This is a genomic window from Microbacterium sp. USTB-Y (genome assembly GCF_023703415.1).
Taxonomy (GTDB): Bacteria; Actinomycetota; Actinomycetes; order Actinomycetales; family Microbacteriaceae; genus Microbacterium.
Genome location: NZ_JAGMTU010000003.1, coordinates 132,354 through 147,472, shown reverse-complemented (window position 1 = coordinate 147,472; position 15,119 = coordinate 132,354). Strand labels below are relative to the sequence as shown.

12 protein-coding genes are annotated in these 15,119 nt (G+C 70.1%); 6 read left to right on the top strand and 6 right to left on the bottom strand.

Going from position 1 to position 15,119, the window contains the following annotated elements; all coding sequences use genetic code 11:
- Positions 1-265 precede the first annotated feature (265 nt).
- The gene (locus tag J8G10_RS07915; RefSeq protein ID WP_251442815.1) at positions 266-565 is read right to left on the bottom strand and encodes a hypothetical protein; all 300 of its coding nucleotides are present in this window, start codon (positions 563-565) and stop codon (positions 266-268) included.
- Between the two features lie 108 nt (positions 566-673).
- Here J8G10_RS07915 and J8G10_RS07910 point away from each other — a divergent pair, with 108 nt between their 5' ends.
- Positions 674-1,489 (top strand): serine hydrolase domain-containing protein, encoded by an 816-nt coding sequence (locus J8G10_RS07910; protein ID WP_251442812.1) that lies wholly within the window; start codon positions 674-676, stop codon positions 1,487-1,489.
- Between the two features lie 13 nt (positions 1,490-1,502).
- Here the strand turns inward: J8G10_RS07910 and J8G10_RS07905 are convergent, their stop codons facing one another.
- Positions 1,503-2,459 (bottom strand): YafY family protein, encoded by a 957-nt coding sequence (locus tag J8G10_RS07905; RefSeq protein ID WP_251442809.1) that lies wholly within the window; start codon positions 2,457-2,459, stop codon positions 1,503-1,505.
- Between the two features lie 66 nt (positions 2,460-2,525).
- Here J8G10_RS07905 and J8G10_RS07900 point away from each other — a divergent pair, with 66 nt between their 5' ends.
- The gene (locus J8G10_RS07900) at positions 2,526-3,668 is read left to right on the top strand and encodes an epoxide hydrolase family protein (protein ID WP_251442807.1); all 1,143 of its coding nucleotides are present in this window, start codon (positions 2,526-2,528) and stop codon (positions 3,666-3,668) included.
- Between the two features lie 178 nt (positions 3,669-3,846).
- Entirely contained in the window at positions 3,847-4,320 is a 474-nt protein-coding gene (locus tag J8G10_RS07895; protein ID WP_251442805.1) for an S-ribosylhomocysteine lyase, read from the top strand.
- A gap of 265 nt (positions 4,321-4,585) precedes the next feature.
- On the opposite strand, the gene J8G10_RS07890 is transcribed toward J8G10_RS07895, so the two are convergent.
- Positions 4,586-7,663, bottom strand: a complete 3,078-nt coding sequence (locus J8G10_RS07890; protein ID WP_251442803.1) for a glycoside hydrolase family 38 C-terminal domain-containing protein — start codon at positions 7,661-7,663, stop codon at positions 4,586-4,588.
- Between the two features lie 91 nt (positions 7,664-7,754).
- Between J8G10_RS07890 and J8G10_RS07885 the strand changes: the two genes are divergently transcribed.
- Together J8G10_RS07885 and J8G10_RS07880 are read left to right on the top strand one after the other, a co-directional pair.
- Positions 7,755-8,777: a LacI family DNA-binding transcriptional regulator gene (locus tag J8G10_RS07885; protein ID WP_251442801.1), complete on the top strand. Its 1,023-nt coding sequence runs from the start codon at positions 7,755-7,757 to the stop codon at positions 8,775-8,777.
- A 67-nt stretch (positions 8,778-8,844) separates the two neighbouring features.
- Positions 8,845-9,321, top strand: coding sequence for an adenylyltransferase/cytidyltransferase family protein (locus tag J8G10_RS07880; RefSeq protein ID WP_251442799.1), 477 nt, complete (start codon positions 8,845-8,847; stop codon positions 9,319-9,321).
- Between the two features lie 229 nt (positions 9,322-9,550).
- On the opposite strand, the gene J8G10_RS07875 is transcribed toward J8G10_RS07880, so the two are convergent.
- The 3 genes from J8G10_RS07875 to J8G10_RS07865 are packed head-to-tail and all read right to left on the bottom strand — an operon-like array spanning position 9,551 to position 13,631.
- Positions 9,551-10,852, bottom strand: coding sequence for a sulfatase-like hydrolase/transferase (locus J8G10_RS07875; RefSeq protein WP_251442784.1), 1,302 nt, complete (start codon positions 10,850-10,852; stop codon positions 9,551-9,553).
- Entirely contained in the window at positions 10,849-12,207 is a 1,359-nt protein-coding gene (locus J8G10_RS07870) for a glycosyl hydrolase (protein ID WP_251442781.1), read from the bottom strand. The genes J8G10_RS07875 and J8G10_RS07870 overlap by 4 nt, the downstream gene beginning before the upstream one ends.
- Positions 12,204-13,631, bottom strand: a complete 1,428-nt coding sequence (locus J8G10_RS07865; protein WP_251442778.1) for a sulfatase — start codon at positions 13,629-13,631, stop codon at positions 12,204-12,206. The genes J8G10_RS07870 and J8G10_RS07865 overlap by 4 nt, the downstream gene beginning before the upstream one ends.
- Positions 13,632-13,803: 172 nt before the next feature.
- On the opposite strand from J8G10_RS07865, the gene J8G10_RS07860 reads away from it, so the two are divergent.
- Positions 13,804-15,099, top strand: coding sequence for an ABC transporter substrate-binding protein (locus tag J8G10_RS07860; protein ID WP_251442775.1), 1,296 nt, complete (start codon positions 13,804-13,806; stop codon positions 15,097-15,099).
- Positions 15,100-15,119: the final 20 nt, after the last annotated feature.

The following is a 15,119-nucleotide window of genomic DNA, read 5'->3' as shown; positions in this document are numbered from 1 at the left end:
GATCTACGGTGCTGCGCGGGTCAAGAACAGCGGACACGGGCAGATCTACTCGGCATCGCCGGGCTGCGTAACCTGACGAGCGCGCTGGCAACACGTGGAGGAACGGGCCACCGAGCTTCTCGGAGGCCCGTTCTCTGCGACATGGGTTGCCCCGGCAAGCGCCCGCCTGTGCGAGCGCCACGTAGTTGGCGGACACGCCAGCTGAACGCGTTATCCCGATCCTCGGTCATTTGCTCTGCGCCAACTCCCTACAGTCGAGCAGTCATCACGCCGCAAGCCGACCGGAGATCGGCATAATCCAAGAATCGGAACAGTCGAGGCAGAAGCTGCAGCCGACGGTCGCGGCGGCGGCCATGGTCGCCAGCGTCGAAAGGCCGAGGTCGAGCTCGTGCCACTTCTCGGTCTTGCCCCCGAAGCTCATCATGTCCATCATCACGGGCCGGTGCTGCCACATCACCCCGAGCGAGTCGGGCACGAGGCCGAGCTTGCGGCGCGCCACGGCCTTCACCACGGCGCCGAACGGGCCGGTCACCTCGACGGCGGGGATCCTGGTCGTGCTGCTCATGATCTGCTCCTTCTGCGACGCGCGTCTCGCGTCTTCGGACATGGAGACACCGGCCGGGCCCGAAGTGTGACATCCGGTCCGCCGGATCCTTCGTGCCACGATGGATCCGTGGACACGACGACCTTCAGAGCGACCGACGGCTTCCCGCACACGGCCCTGGTCGGCGTCACCGGCCCCGAGCGGACGCTCGCGGTGCAGGGGGATCCGCAAGCCGTCCTTCCGCTCGCCTCGGTGACCAAGCCGCTCACGGCGTGGGGGGCCCTGGTCGCCGTCGATCGCGGCCTGGTGGATCTCGACGAGCCGGCCGGGCCCGCGGGGGCGACCGTGCGGAACCTGCTCGACCACACCAGCGGCCTGCCGATGGAGGGCGAGGGGCCGCTGAAGGCTCCGGGGGAGCGCCGCATCTACTCGAACGCCGGATTCGATGCGCTCGCCGCGCACATCGCCGACGCCGTGGGCATGGAGTTCGCGGACTGGATGCTGCGCGAGGTCACCCTGCCGCTCGGGATGGACCGGACCGACGTGACCGGTCGCCCCTCGGCCGGAGCCCTCGCCTCGATCGAGGATCTGCTGATCTTCGGTCGCGAGGTTCTGCGCCCCACGCTGATCCCCGCGGCGCTGCGCGATCTCGCGCTCACCGTCTCGCACCCCGGGTTGCGGGGGATCGTGCCCGGCTACGGCTCCTACCCGGACAACCAGTGGGGCCTCGGGTTCGAGCTCAAGGATTCCAAGTCGCCGCACTGGATGAGCGACACGCTGCCGCCGGAGACCGCCGGCCACTTCGGGGCGCTGGGCAGCTTCCTGCTCATCGACCGGTCCCGCGATGTCGCGGCGGCCTTCCTCTCCGGCGTGCCCTTCGGGGAGGAGCACAAGCGGATCTGGCCCGCGCTCACCGAGGAGATCGTCGCGCGTTACGGACGCTGATCAGGATCCCGCGTCAGGATCCTGCGACGGCCCTGGCGTAGCGCTCCGACAGCAGCCGCAGTCGGGGGATCAGCTCGGGCGGGGACTCGACCGTGAAGTCCATCATCAGCATCCCGATGTACGCGGCAACCGTGTCGAGACTGTCGGCGCCGGTCACCAGGACGCAGTGGTCGGCGTCGATCGGCTCCACCACGCCGACGGTGGGATTGATCCGGTCGAGCACGGCCTGCGCCGGGGCGTCGATGCGCAGCCGGGCGTGTACGGCCCAGCCGCTCGCGGCGATCGTGCGCATCGCGAAAGCCGTGTAGTCGCCGCCGGGGAGCGGCTGCGGATCGAACCTGCGCCGGGTCGGCATGCGGAGCGACATCCAGTCCACCCGGTAGGTGTGCCACGAGCCGGAACCGGGATCGCGGGCGACGAGGTGCCAGCGCCGTTGCCAGCTGAGCAGACGGTACGGCTCGACGAGCACGGGTGCGTCCCGGTATTCGAAGCGCAGCCATTCCGTGTCGCGGATCGCCGCGGCAGCGGCGGCGAGCACGGCCGGATCCACTTCGGGATCGGGCGCGTCGGTGTCCACGTTCTCCTGGCCGCGGTCGATCGTCGAACCCAGTGCGTCGACGAGTGGGCGCAGACGCGAGGGCAGCACCTGCTCGATCTTGGCGAGCGCTCTGGCACCCGCCTCCTCGACCCCGGTCACCCCCGCCGCCATCTGCAGGCCGACGGTCACCGCGACCGCCTCCTCGTCGTCCAGCAGCAGCGGGGGCAGCCGCCCTCCGGCGCCGAGGCGGTATCCGCCCACGGATCCGCGGACGGCGTCGACCGGGTAGCCGAGTTCCCGGAGCCGTTCGATGTCGGCGCGCACGGTGCGCGGACTCACGCCGAGTCGGGTCGCGAGCTCGGCGCCGGTGCGGCCGGAGCCCGTCTGCAGCAGCGAGAGCAGGGCGAGGAGGCGTGCAGAGGGGCTTGTCATCGGATCCTCGAAGAAGCGCTTTCATTAGGAACGAATCCATCCTAATCGGCTCATAGTGTCGAAGACATGAACAGCACCGCAGCCTTCGCCCCCCGCCCCTTCACCGTCTCCGTCTCCGATGCCGAGGTCGCCGACCTGCAGGACCGCCTGGCCCGGACCCGCCTGCCGCAGCCGGCGCCCGCCGACGACTGGACCACCGGCACCCCGAACGACTACCTCCGTGAGGCGCTCGCCGCCTGGCGCTCCTTCGACTGGCGCGCCGCCGAGGCGCGCATCAACGCGTTCCCGCACTTCGTCGCCGGGATCGACGGCCAGGACATCCACTTCATCCACGTCCGCTCCGCGCACGAGGGCGCCACGCCCCTGCTGCTGCTGCACACCTACCCCGGATCCTCGGTCGACTACCTCGACGTGATCGACCGCCTCGTCGACCCGGTCGCGCACGGCGGCCGTGCCGAGGACGCCTTCGACGTCGTCATCCCGGACGCGCCCGGTTACGGCTTCTCGCAGCCCGTGGCCGAGAGCGGGTGGACGACCGCGCGCGTCGCCCGGGCCTACGACGCGCTCATGCGGGGCCTCGGCTACGAGAGCTACGGCGTGCACGGATCCGACAACGGCGCGATGGTCGCACGCGAGCTTGGCCTGCTCGACCCGGAGGGCTTCCTCGGCCTGCACGTGCTGCAGCTGTTCTCGTTCCCCTCGGGGGATCCGAGCGAGTTCGAGCGGCTCGAGCCGGCGGACTACGCGGGACTCGAGCACATGCAGTGGTTCCAGTCGGTCGGCGGCTACAACACGATGAACGCCTCCCGTCCGCAGACGGTCGCGGTCGGGCTCAGCGACTCGCCGATCGGCCTGCTGGCCTACAGCGAACTGTTCAACAGCTTCGGCAACGGCACCTCGCTCGTGCCGCTGGAGAAGATCCTGCTTGAGGTCAGCGTGAACTGGTTCGCGAACGCGGCGGCCGGGATGAGCCGCAGCTACTTCGACAACGCGCAGGCGCAGGAGGATCCGCAGGTCAGCCACGCGCGCACGGGCGTCGCGGTCTTCAAGGACGACTTCCAGACCATCCGCGTCTTCGCCGAGCGCGACAACGACAACATCGTGCACTGGAGCCGCTTCGACGAGGGCGGGCACTTCGCGGCGCTCGAGCGCCCCGACCTGCTCGCCGGCGACATCCGCGCGTTCTTCGCCGGGGCCATCGAGGACTGAGCCGGCGGGCTTCCCGTCGCAGAAGGCGTCGCCATCGTCCGCTCGGAACGACATCTTCTGCGACGGGAGCGGATCCGTCATCGTGTTGCGGCCGGCGGCCCCCGCCCGAACCCGGCGGGGTAGCCTCTGATTCGGGCCGGATCCGGTCCGTCCACCCGCCACCCGAAGGAGATCCGTCATGGCCGAGGTCGAGAGCTTCACCCTGGACCACACCGCCGTCAAGGCCCCGTACGTGCGTCTGATCGGCGTCGAGCAGGGCCCGCGGGGCGACGAGATCTCCAACTTCGACGTGCGCTTCGTGCAGCCGAACGAGGGCGAGATCCCGACGGCGGCGCTACACACGATCGAGCACACCCTCGCCTCGCTACTGCGGGACCGCGTCGACGGCGTCATCGACATCTCGCCGTTCGGCTGCCGCACCGGGTTCCACCTGATCACCTGGGGGCGCCCCGAGATCCCGGCGCTCGTCGAGGCGATCTCGGACAGCCTGCGCTTCATCGCCGAGAAGGCCGAGTGGAGCGATGTTCCCGGCGTGAGCGCGATCGAATGCGGCAACTACCGCGACCACAGCCTGCACGGAGCGCGCGAATGGTCGGCGCGGATCCTCGAGCAGGGGATCAGCCGCGACGCGTTCACCCGCGTGCTGGTCTGAGCCGCTCCTTGGTCTGAGCCGCTCCTTGGCTTGAGCCGCTCCTTGGCTTGAGCCGCTCCGCCGCCGGTCGGGTCTGAGCCGCTCCTTGGTCTGAGCCGCTCCGCCGCCGGTCGGGGTCAGCGCCGCCGCCAATCGGGGTCAACGCCACCGCCAGTCGGGGTCAACGCCACCGCACAATTCAGGTTGGACCCTCCGCCTCTCCCGTGAATCCGGCCTTCCCGGAGGAGTACGCGACGTCCAGCCTGAATTGTGCGGACGGGGCCCGTCAGGCCCGGGCGATGCGGAGCGTGCGCACCTCGAAGGGGCGCAGCGACAGCGCCTCGCCGGTGCGCGGCGACTCCAGCTCGTCCTCGATGAGCGACACCTCGCGGATCCCGGCGTGCGGGAAGCCGACCGACAGGGATCCGGTCGCGCGCCGGCCGAGCGCCTCGTAGACGCGCACGACGACGTCGCCGGAGTGGTCGTCGGCGAGCTTCACGCTCGACACGACGATGCCCTCGCCGGACACGGAGACCAGCGGCTCGACCTCGTTCGCGCCGCGCACGACGGTCGCCGGGGCGTTCAGCGCGATGCCCTCGGCCGTCGCGATCGCGGCGTCGGCGCCGATCACCAGGCCCACCTGGATCTCGTGCCGGCCGTGGTCGGTGTCGGGGTCGGGGAAGCGCGGGGCGCGCAGCAGCGACAGCCGCACCGTCGTGGTGACGTCGTCGCCGTCCACGTCGCGCGCGGTGTCGAAGCCGTAGATCGAGTCGTTCACGAGCGCGGCGCCGAAGCCGCCGTCCTCCTGCACGAGCACGAAGCGATGCATCGACGTCTCGAACTTCGCGGCCTCCCAGCTCGTGTTCACGTGCGTGACCCGGCGCTGGAAGCCGAACTGCGTCTCGGCGGCCGTCTCCCGGGCGAACACGTCCAGCGGGAACGCGAGCTTGAGCAGCTTCTCCGTCTCGTGCCAGTCGATCTCGTTGTGCAGCAGCACCGTGCGGGATCCGGGGCGCAGCGTGATCGTCTGCCGCAGGGACGACTCCGAGAACGGCCGCTCGACCACGATCGTCGCTGTGCCGTCCTCGACCGACGCCGAGATCGACGACACCGCGGTGAGATCATCCACGCGGTTGCGGTAGTACTTGTCGATGTCCCAGGCGTCCCACATGTTCGGGAAGTCCTGGTGCAGCTGGAACAGGTTGGCCGGCTTCCCCGCGGGGATCGTCTCACGGCCCGAGGCCTTGTCCAGGGCGGAGACGATGAGGCCCTCGGAGGAGACCGTGACGACGACGAGGTCGTTCTCCAGGCGGAAGCCGTCCGCGGACTCGGCGAGTGAGACGGGGGCGCTCTCCTGCGGGGTCGTCGAGCGAGCACCGCCGAAGGCGGCGCGAGACGAGACGCCGCGCTCCGTCGAGGCACCGCGTTCCGTCGCGCTGCGCTCGCTCGACGACCCCGTGGGGACGGACGTCGGGGTGAAGACGAGCTCCACGTCCCCCTCGCCCGCGAGCGCCGTGCGCGCGGCCGCGGACAGGGCGCGGGCCTCGTCGAGCACGCCGGACAGCACCGACACCGCCTCGCGGTGCACCCACGCGATCGACGTCCCCGGCAGGATGTCGTGGAACTCGTGCAGCAGCACGGTCTGCCAGAGCCGGTCCAGCTCGTCATGCGGGTACGCGGCGCCGAGGCGCACCGCCGCGGTCGACGCCCACAGCTCGGCCTCGATGAGCGCCTGCTCGGCCCAGCGGTGCAGCGCCTTCGTGGCGTGCTGGCTGGTGAGCGTGCCGCGGTGCAGCTCCAGATAGAGCTCGCCGACCCACACGGCCGGGTCAGGAAGCTCCGCCTTGGCGGCGTCGAAGAAGTCGTCGGGATGGATCCACTCGACCTGGGCGGATCCCTCCAGTGAGGCGAGGCGGGCGGCCTTGCCGGTCATCTCGCGGGTCGTCCCGCCGCCGCCGTCGCCCCAGCCGACCGGGGCGATCGACCGGGTCGCGACGCGGTTCTCCTTGAACTGCCGCGAGGCCTTGGCGACCTCCATGCCGCTCAGCTGCGAGTTGTAGGTGTCCATCGGCGGGAAGTGCGTGAAGATCCGCGAGCCGTCGATGCCCTCCCAGTCGAAGCTGTGGTGCGGGAACACGTTGCGCTGGTTCCACGAGATCTTCTGCGTGAAGAACCACTCGAAGCCGGCTCGGCGCAGGAGCTGCGGCAGGGCGGGGGAGTAGCCGAAGCTGTCCGGCAGCCAGACGCCCTTCGAGCGGATCCCGAACTCGCGCTCGAAGAAGCGCTGCCCGTGCGAGAACTGGCGCACGAGTGACTCGCCGGTCGGCATCACGGTGTCGGACTCGACCCACATGCCGCCGAGCGGCAGGAAGCGGCCCTCGGCGACGGCGGCCTTGATCCGCGCGTAGACCTCGGGACGGTGCTCCTTCATCCAGGCGTACTGCTGGGCGCTGGACATGCCGTAGCGGAACTGCGGCTGCTCCTCGAGCAGGGTCGTCATCGACGAGGTGGTGCGGGCGACCTTGCGCACCGTCTCGCGCAGCGGCCACAGCCAGGCCGAGTCGATGTGCGCGTGCCCGATCGCGGCGATGCGGTGCGCGCTCGCATCGGCGGGGGCGGCGAGCACGTCGGCCAGCTGCGCCCTGGCGTCGCCCGCGGTCGCGACGATGCGCTGCAGGTCCAGCACGTCGAGGGCGTCGTCGAGCGCCTGCAGGATCCGCATGCGGCGCGGGCTGGTCTCGGGCAGCTCGGCCTGGAGTTCGAGCAGCACCTCGAGGTCGAGCGAGAGCTCGAACACCTCGGGCTCGAAGACCGCGAGGTCCATGTGCCGCACGCGGTAGAGCGGATCCGGAGAGGAGGTGAGGATGTCGCCCTCCTGCGTGGGCAGGAAGGGGTGGTAGTCGAGGAGCACCGGGTTGGAGGCGCCCTCGAGGAACAGCTCGACGGCCTCCTCGCCCTCGGCGCGCTCCGTGATCGGCAGCCACTGGTTACGCGGGTTGAGGCTCTTCACCGGGATCGGCTCGCCCTCGGGGCCGGTGCGGTAGGCGAGCGCCTCGCACTGGAAGCCGGTCATGTTGATGTCGAACCCGAGGTCGACGAGCGCCTCGACACGACGGCCCGCCCACTCGGCGGGCACGGAGCCGCGGAGGCGGAACCACGTGGTGCCCCAGGCCGGTCCCCACTGCTGTCCGGCGGCGAACGGCGCGTACTCCAGCGCCAGTCCTTCGGCGGCGGTGATCGGCTCCCCCGGAAGGGCGTGCGCGGCGATCCCCAGCGGCACGCGGGCGGAGTGGACGGCGGGGCGCACCCGCTCGGCGAGCACGCGGGTGACGCGGCCGACGGTGAGCGAGGTCTCTTCGTGCACGGGGGTGCTCCTTCGCGGTGCGAGAATGTGGGAACGCCGGGGGAAATCGTGTTCCCCGGGATCCACTAAAACGATCTAGTACGGTGAGTCTATGTCACAGGCGAAGCGCATCACCATCGCCGATATCGCCCGGCTCGCCGGTGTGTCCCCCGGGGCCGTCTCCTTTGCGCTGAACGGCCGACCGGGCGTCAGCGAGCAGACCCGGCAGCGCATCCTCGAGATCGCCGAGCAGCACCAGTGGCAGCCGAGCTCCGCGGCCCGCGCCCTGGTCGGATCCCGTGCCGGCGTCGTCGGCTTCGCCGTGAACCGCCCCGCGCGCACGCTGGGCACCGAGGCGTTCTTCACCGACCTCATCGCCGGCGTGCAGTCGGCGCTCGCGCTGCACGGCATCGCGCTGCAGCTCGTGGTGGTGTCCTCGATCGACGAGGAGATGGCGACCTACCGGCGCTGGCGCAGCGCCAATCAGGTCGACGGCGTGATCGTGATCGACCCGCGCGACGACGACCCCCGCTTGGAGCTGCTGCCCTCCCTCCCGCTGCCGGCCGTGGTGATCGGCAGCAGCGACACCTCGGGGGATCCCCCGGCGATCTGGCTCGACGACGAGGCCGCGGCGCACGCCCTGTTCGACTACCTCGCCGCGCTCGGGCACCGCGAGATCGCGTATGTGTCCGGGCCCGCCGAGTTCCAGCACACCCGCATCCGCTCCGATGTGCTGGCCGCCCTCGCGCAGCGCGAGGTGGTGGGGGAGACCCTCGTCACCGACTTCTCGCCCGCCGCGGCGACGAGCGCGACGCGGACGCTGCTGAGCCGCGCCGCCCGGCCGAGCGCGATCGTGTACGACAACGACGTGATGGCGATCGCGGGACTCCGCGTCGCCCAGGAGATGGGGGTCGCCGTGCCGCAGGGCCTGTCGGTGGCGTCCTTCGACGACTCCGTCGTGACCGGGCTCGTGCACCCGTCGATCACCTGTCTCACCCGCGACACCTTCGCCCTCGGTGAGCAGGCCGCGGCGTTCCTGCTGGAGCGGATCGGATCCACGGAGCCGCTGCCGTCGCGGCGGGGGCCGACGCCGGCGCTCACCATCCGCGAGAGCACCGCCGCGCCGTCGCGCTGAGCGACTCTCACGGGGCGCGTCCCGGCGCGTTCGATAGAGTGCTCTGGGCCGACGAGAGGACTCGCAGATGACGCCGGAGACCGTGAAGAAGCACCAGGACTACAACCCGGGGCCGCGCGTGGGGATCACCTTCTCCACCTTCGACCTGCTGCACGCGGGGCACATCATGATGCTCGCCGAGGCGAAGAGGCAGTGCGACTACCTCATCTGCGGTCTGCAGATGGATCCCACCCTGGACCGGCCGGAGAAGAACGCTCCCACGCAGACCGTGGTGGAGCGCTACATCCAGCTGCGCGGCTGCGAGTACGTCGACGAGATCGTGCCCTACTCGACCGAGCAGGATCTGGAGGACATCCTCCGCTCGTTCAAGCTCGACGTGCGCATCGTCGGCGACGAGTACGAGGACCGCGACTTCACCGGGCGCACCTACTGCGAGGAGGCGGGGATCGAGCTGTACTTCAACAGCCGCGACCACCGCTTCTCCAGCTCCGGACTGCGCAAGATCGTCGCGGCCAAGGAGGCCGAGCGCGAGGCGCGCGCCTGACCCCACGCCGCGCCTGACCCGATGGCGCGCGCCGTTCTGCAGGGAGCACGCGCCGTTCTGCAGGTGCGATCGGCGGGCGGGCACGCCTCAGGCTCGTGATTCCGTGGGATCCGAGTGCTGTGGCGCCCGCTCGTCCTGCATATTGACGGGGCTCCCTGCACAACGGTCGACGTCGGGCGCGCACCGCGCGCACCCGCGCGCACGGGGGGGGCGGCGCTCGGGCGCCCGGCTAGAGCCAGGGAGCCGGATCCCAGTCGAACGTGCGCGCCCAGGCCTCGAGCTCGGCGCGCAGCGCGGCTGCGATCTCGGGATGCTCGGCGGAGAGGTCCGCCGCCTCCGCCGGGTCGTCGTCGAGGTTCGCCAGCACCGTGCTGCCCAGCGTGAACGGGCCGCCCAGATGCTCGCGCGCCGATGTCGTGAGCTTCCACGGGCCGCGCCGGGCCGCGAGCTGCGGGCCGTACTCCCAGAAGAGCGTGCGCTCGTCGGACAACGGGGCCAGCGCGCGCAGGGCGCCCAGCACGCTCGTTCCGTCCGCCTCCGCGGAGGCCGGAGCGCCCGCCGCCTCCAGCACGGTCGGCAGGATGTCCATCATCGCCGCGGGCTCGGCCCATTCGGCGCCCTGCGGCAGCGCGGCCGGCCAGGAGATGATCGCCGGCACCCTGATCCCGCCGTCGAAGAGGGATCCCTTGTTGCCGCGCAGGCCGCCGGTGGATCCGCCCTGGTAATCGATCTCCTCGCCGTCGAGCCAGTTGCGGCTCTCGGTGGAGGGGCCGTTGTCCGAGGAGAAGAACACGATCGTGTCGTCGGCGATCCCTGCGGCCTCGAGCGCGTCCAGGATCCGGCCCACGCCGTCGTCCATCGCGGCGATCATGGCGGCCATGATGCGGCGATCGTCGGGCAGCTCCGGGAAGCGGTCGACGTACTCCTTCGGCGCGTGCATCGGATAGTGCGGGGCGTTGAACGGCACGTAGCAGAGGAAGGGCTCCGCGCCGCCGTCCGCGATGAACGAGGCCGCCTTCTCCGCGATGACCTCGGTGAGGTAGCGGCCGTTGTCGTAGACCTCGCGCTCGTCGTCCCACAGGTCGTGCACGGGGTTCTGGCCCTGACCCCAGTAGAAGATGTGCGAGTAGTAGTCCACGCAGCCGGCGAGGAATCCGAAGTGCTGCGCGAAGCCCCGATCGAGAGGGCGGTAACCGGATCCGGTGCCGAGGTGCCACTTGCCGAAGATGCCGGTGCGGTAGCCCTCGTCCTGAAGCCGGGAGGCGAGCGTCGGCTGGGCGGGGAGGCCGGCGGTGCCGCGCTTGCCGCCGAGGATCTCCTGCACTCCGGCGTGCACCGGGTGGCGCCCGGTGAGCAGCGCGGCGCGCGACGGCGAGCACACCGGCGAGTTCGAGTACCAGTTCGTCAGGCGCACGCCGCTGGCTGCCAGCCGGTCCAGGTGCGGGGTGCGCACGTCGTCGCCCCCGAAGCAGCCCACGTCGCCGTAGCCGAGGTCGTCGGCGTAGATCACGACCACGTTCGGGCGGGTCATGCGGGAACCCCCGCGGCGGGTGCGGCGTGGTCCACGACGGTGTTGTTCGAGGAGTAGGTGCCGGATCCCGTGCTCAGGTCGGGGCGGATCAGGTCGGTGATCCCGCGGGCGGCGAGATCGGCCGGATCCGCCGCCGTGCGCGACGTGACGAAGGTCACGTCGAGCCCGGCCTCGCATGCCTCCACCCAGGCCTGGAAGATCGCGCCTCCGGGACTCATCGCGGCGCGGCTGACGGGGATCTCGTCCTCGTCGACCTCGATCACGATCGCGGTCGTGCGGGCGGGCGCCGGCCGCCGCTCGCGGAGGGACGGAATGATCTCGGCGAACCGGCGCCCGATCGGCTTGGCCTCGCCCGCCTGGTCGATCAGGCCGAGCGAGTACTCCAGTTCCGGGTAGTCCGCGAGCTGGCGGCCCACGTCGTGGGAGCACCACCAGGTCACGCCCCAGAGGTTCTCGGTGCGCACCGCGGCGCGCACCGTCGCCTCGAGGAAGTCCGGCGTCTGCTCGGGGGTCAGGCAGTTCGACGGGGCGCCGACCTCCTGCAGCCAGACCGGACGGTGCGGGTCCGTCGCGAAGGCGCGGGACAGCTCGATCATGTACTCGGCGTGCCGGTCGCTCGCGGCGCAGCGCCCGCCGTAGCGCTGGGCGGTGCCGTTGAAGATCCACGAGTGCACGGTGGTCATGGCGCCGATGCGGCTCGCGTGGGTCGGCACGAACCCGTGGCCGTCCATGTACCAGGCTGCGTCGTACTCGCTGTGCACGTGCGGCAGACCGGGGGCGGAGCGCTCCGCCGCGTCGAGCAGGGCGGTGAGCCAGCCGGCGGCCTCGTCGGGCGTGACCGGCCACGGGTGCGGGTGCACCGCGGCCGAGAACTGGTTCACCTCGTTGCCGAGGGTGAAGCCGAGGAAGTTCGGTGCGTCGGCGAGCGCGGCGCCGAGGCGCTCGACGAGCGCGACCTGGCCGCTCAGCGCCTGCGGGTGCGTGAACATGTTCTTGTCGTGCCAGGTGAACAGCCAGGACGGGATGAAGTCGAAGCTCGACAGGTGCCCCTGGATCACGTCGACGCTCGCGTCCATGCCGAACTCCGCGGCGATGTCGACCACGGCGCGCACATCGGCGACGGCCTTGTCGCGGATGAGGGTGCGGTTGGGCTGCAGCACCGGCCAGAGCGGGAAGATCCGCACGTGGTCGAGGCCGAGTGCGGCGAGGCCGGCGAAGTCGCGGCGCACCGCGTCGAGATCGAGGTCGAGCCAGGAGTGCATCCAGTCCTTCGACGGCGTGTAGTTCGCGCCGAACCGCAGCGGGGCGGATCCACGCGCACCGGCGGAGTGTGCGGCGTCGGTGTCGGGGGTCATCGAGTACGTCCTTCCGGGACGGGCTGGCGCGGGTGAGGGGTGTCGCCGAGCTCCTGTTGGAGATCCCACAGCTTCAGGGTCAGCTCACGCCGGATGCCGGCGTACGCGGGATCGAGATGCACGCTGGTGAGCTCGTACGGATCCTTCTCGAGGTCGAAGAGCTCCCACTCCGGAGGATAGGACGTGTCACCCGTATTGGGCAGTCCCATTCCGTCGGCGTAGTAGTAGATCAGCTTGTAGCGGTCGGTGCGCACGCCGTAGTGCGCCCAGACGTGGTGCATGTGGTCGTCGTGCTCGTAGAACCGGTAGTAGTGGGCGTCGCGGACGGGGGCCGGATCCGTCGCGGTCACGAGGTCGACGAGGCTGTGCCCCTGCATGCCCTCGGGGGCGGCGACCCCGGCGAAGCCGAGCAGGGTCTGCGCGATGTCGACGTTCGAGACGAGCGCCTCGGTGCTCGCGCCCGCGGGAACCCGCGCCGGATAGCTGAGCACGAGCGGCATCCGCAGCGACTCCTCGTACATGAACCGCTTGTCGAACCACCCGTGCTCGCCGAGGTAGAAGCCCTGGTCCGAGGCGTAGATCGTGACGGTGTCGTCGAACCGGCCCTTCTCGTGCAGGAAGGCGGTGAGGGCCTGCACGCCCTCGTCGACCGCGGCCACGCAGCGCAGGTAGTCCTGCATGTAGCGCTGGTACTTCCACACCGCGCGCTCGGCGTAGCCGAGCTCGGCCGGCGGATCCTCCTTGAGATCGACGTCGGTGAGGTAGTCGGCGACGCGCATCGTGGCGTGGTGGGCGGGCGTGCCGCGGCCGTCGTAGTCGTCGTCGAACGTGGGCGGCAGCGGGATCGGATCCGTGAACAGGTCCGCGTGCCGGGGATGCGGCAGCCAGGGGCGGTGGGGCGCCTTGTGCCACACGAGCACGCAGAAGGGCTCGTCGCCCTGCGCCTCCATCCACGCGAGGGCGTGCTCGGTGATGATGTCGGTGACGTAGCCCTCGTAGCGCACGGGGCCGTCGGGCGTGAAGAACTCCGGGTCGAAGTACTCGCCCTGATCCGGCAGCACCTCCCAGTGGTCGAAGCCCACCGGGTCGTGGTCGGGGCCGTGACCGAGGTGCCACTTGCCGAACATCGCGGTGCGGTAGCCCGCGGCGCGGAGGGCCGTGATGAAGGTCTCGTGGTCGTTCGTCAGGTGCGTGGCGAGCGTGGTGACGGAACTGGTGTGGCTGTAGGTGCCGGTGAGGAACGCGGCGCGGCTCGGCGTGCACAGCGCGTTCTCCACGAGGGCGCGGTCGAAGCGGATCCCGGCGGCCGCGATCGCATCGATGCCGGGGGTGGTGTTCACCACCGATCCGTAGCAGCCGATCGCATTCGCGGCGTGGTCGTCGGTCAGCACGAACACGATGTTCGGGCGACGGGGACTGCTCATCGCGTTCCTCCTTGAGTCGCTGAAGGGATTTGGTTCACCGTGCGCAGAGAACACGGTGATATTGGACGACACCCTGCCCTTATGGCATGCTAGGCACACTATATCGTTTTAGTGATGGGATGCCAGCGCCGGCCGGCGATGCACCCGGGACACTTCGAAGGAGAACACGTCCATGAAGATCCGATCGACTATCGCCGTCGGCATCGCCGCGGTCGCAGCGCTCGCCCTCACCTCCTGCACCGGTTCGGGGGCGGCCTCCGGAGGCGGATCCGCCGACGGCGAGATCACGGGCACGGTCACGTTCCAGACCTGGTCGCTGAAGAACGACAAGTTCTCGCCCTACTTCGAGAACATCGCGAAGAGCTTCGAGAAGGAGCACCCGGGCACGACCGTCAAGTGGATCGATCAGCCCGCCGACGGCTACGAGGACAAGATCCTGCAGCAGGCCGAGTCCAACGAGCTGCCCGACGTCGTGAACCTGCCGCCGGAGTTCGCGCAGGAGCTCGCCAAGGCCGGCCAGCTGGCCGATCTGAAGAAGGACTCCAAGATCATCGGCGACTACGTCGACGGCGGTGTCGCGGCCTACACGTACGACGGGCTCGAAGGCACCTACGCCTTCCCGTGGTACCTCGGCACCGAGCTGAACTACTGGAATATGGATCTGTTGAGCAAGGCCGGTCTCACGGCGCCGCCGAAGACCTTCGACGAGACGCTCGACGCCGCAGCCAAGCTCGGCAAGCTCGGCATCGCGACCCTGTCCGACGTGCCGAGCCCCAAGTCGATGCAGATCGACATCAGCGACCAGGGCAAGACCTTCGACTTCGTCAAGGACGGGAAGTTCGTCTTCGACACCCCCGAGGCCGAGGCCATCGTCGAGCGCTACGCCGAGCTCTACAAGGAGGGCGCGGTCAGCCCCGAGGCGCTGCAGAACGCGGGTACGGCGAACGCCAACGTCGACAACTTCAACAAGGGCAGCGTCGCGTGGACGACCGCCGGCCCGAACTACATCGACAAGAACCTCGCGGTCAACGCGCCCACTCTGCTGCCCTCGGTGAAGGTGACCGGCGGCTTCGGCGAGCCGCCGCTGTTCGTGCAGGGCATCAGCGTCTCCAAGAACGCGAAGAACAAGGCCGCGGCCATCGCGTTCGCCGAGTACGTCACGAACGACGCGAACCAGATCGAGTTCATGAAGCTCGCCGCCGGCTTCTTCCCCGGCACGAAGAAGGCCAACGAGGACCCGTCCGCGTTCGCCGGCACCGCGCAGAACCCCGAGCAGGCCGAGGCCACGAAGTTCGCCGCCGCGCAGATGGACAAGGCCCGCGTCCCCGGCGCACCCGGATCCGGCTACGTCGACTCGATGGAGAACTACGCCAAGCAGCAGATCGCGCTCGCGATCAAGGGCGACATCTCGGCGAAGGACGCGCTGAAGAAGGCGCAGGACTACGCCAACCAGAACGTCTCGAAGTGACCCGATGAGTGAGAGGAGGG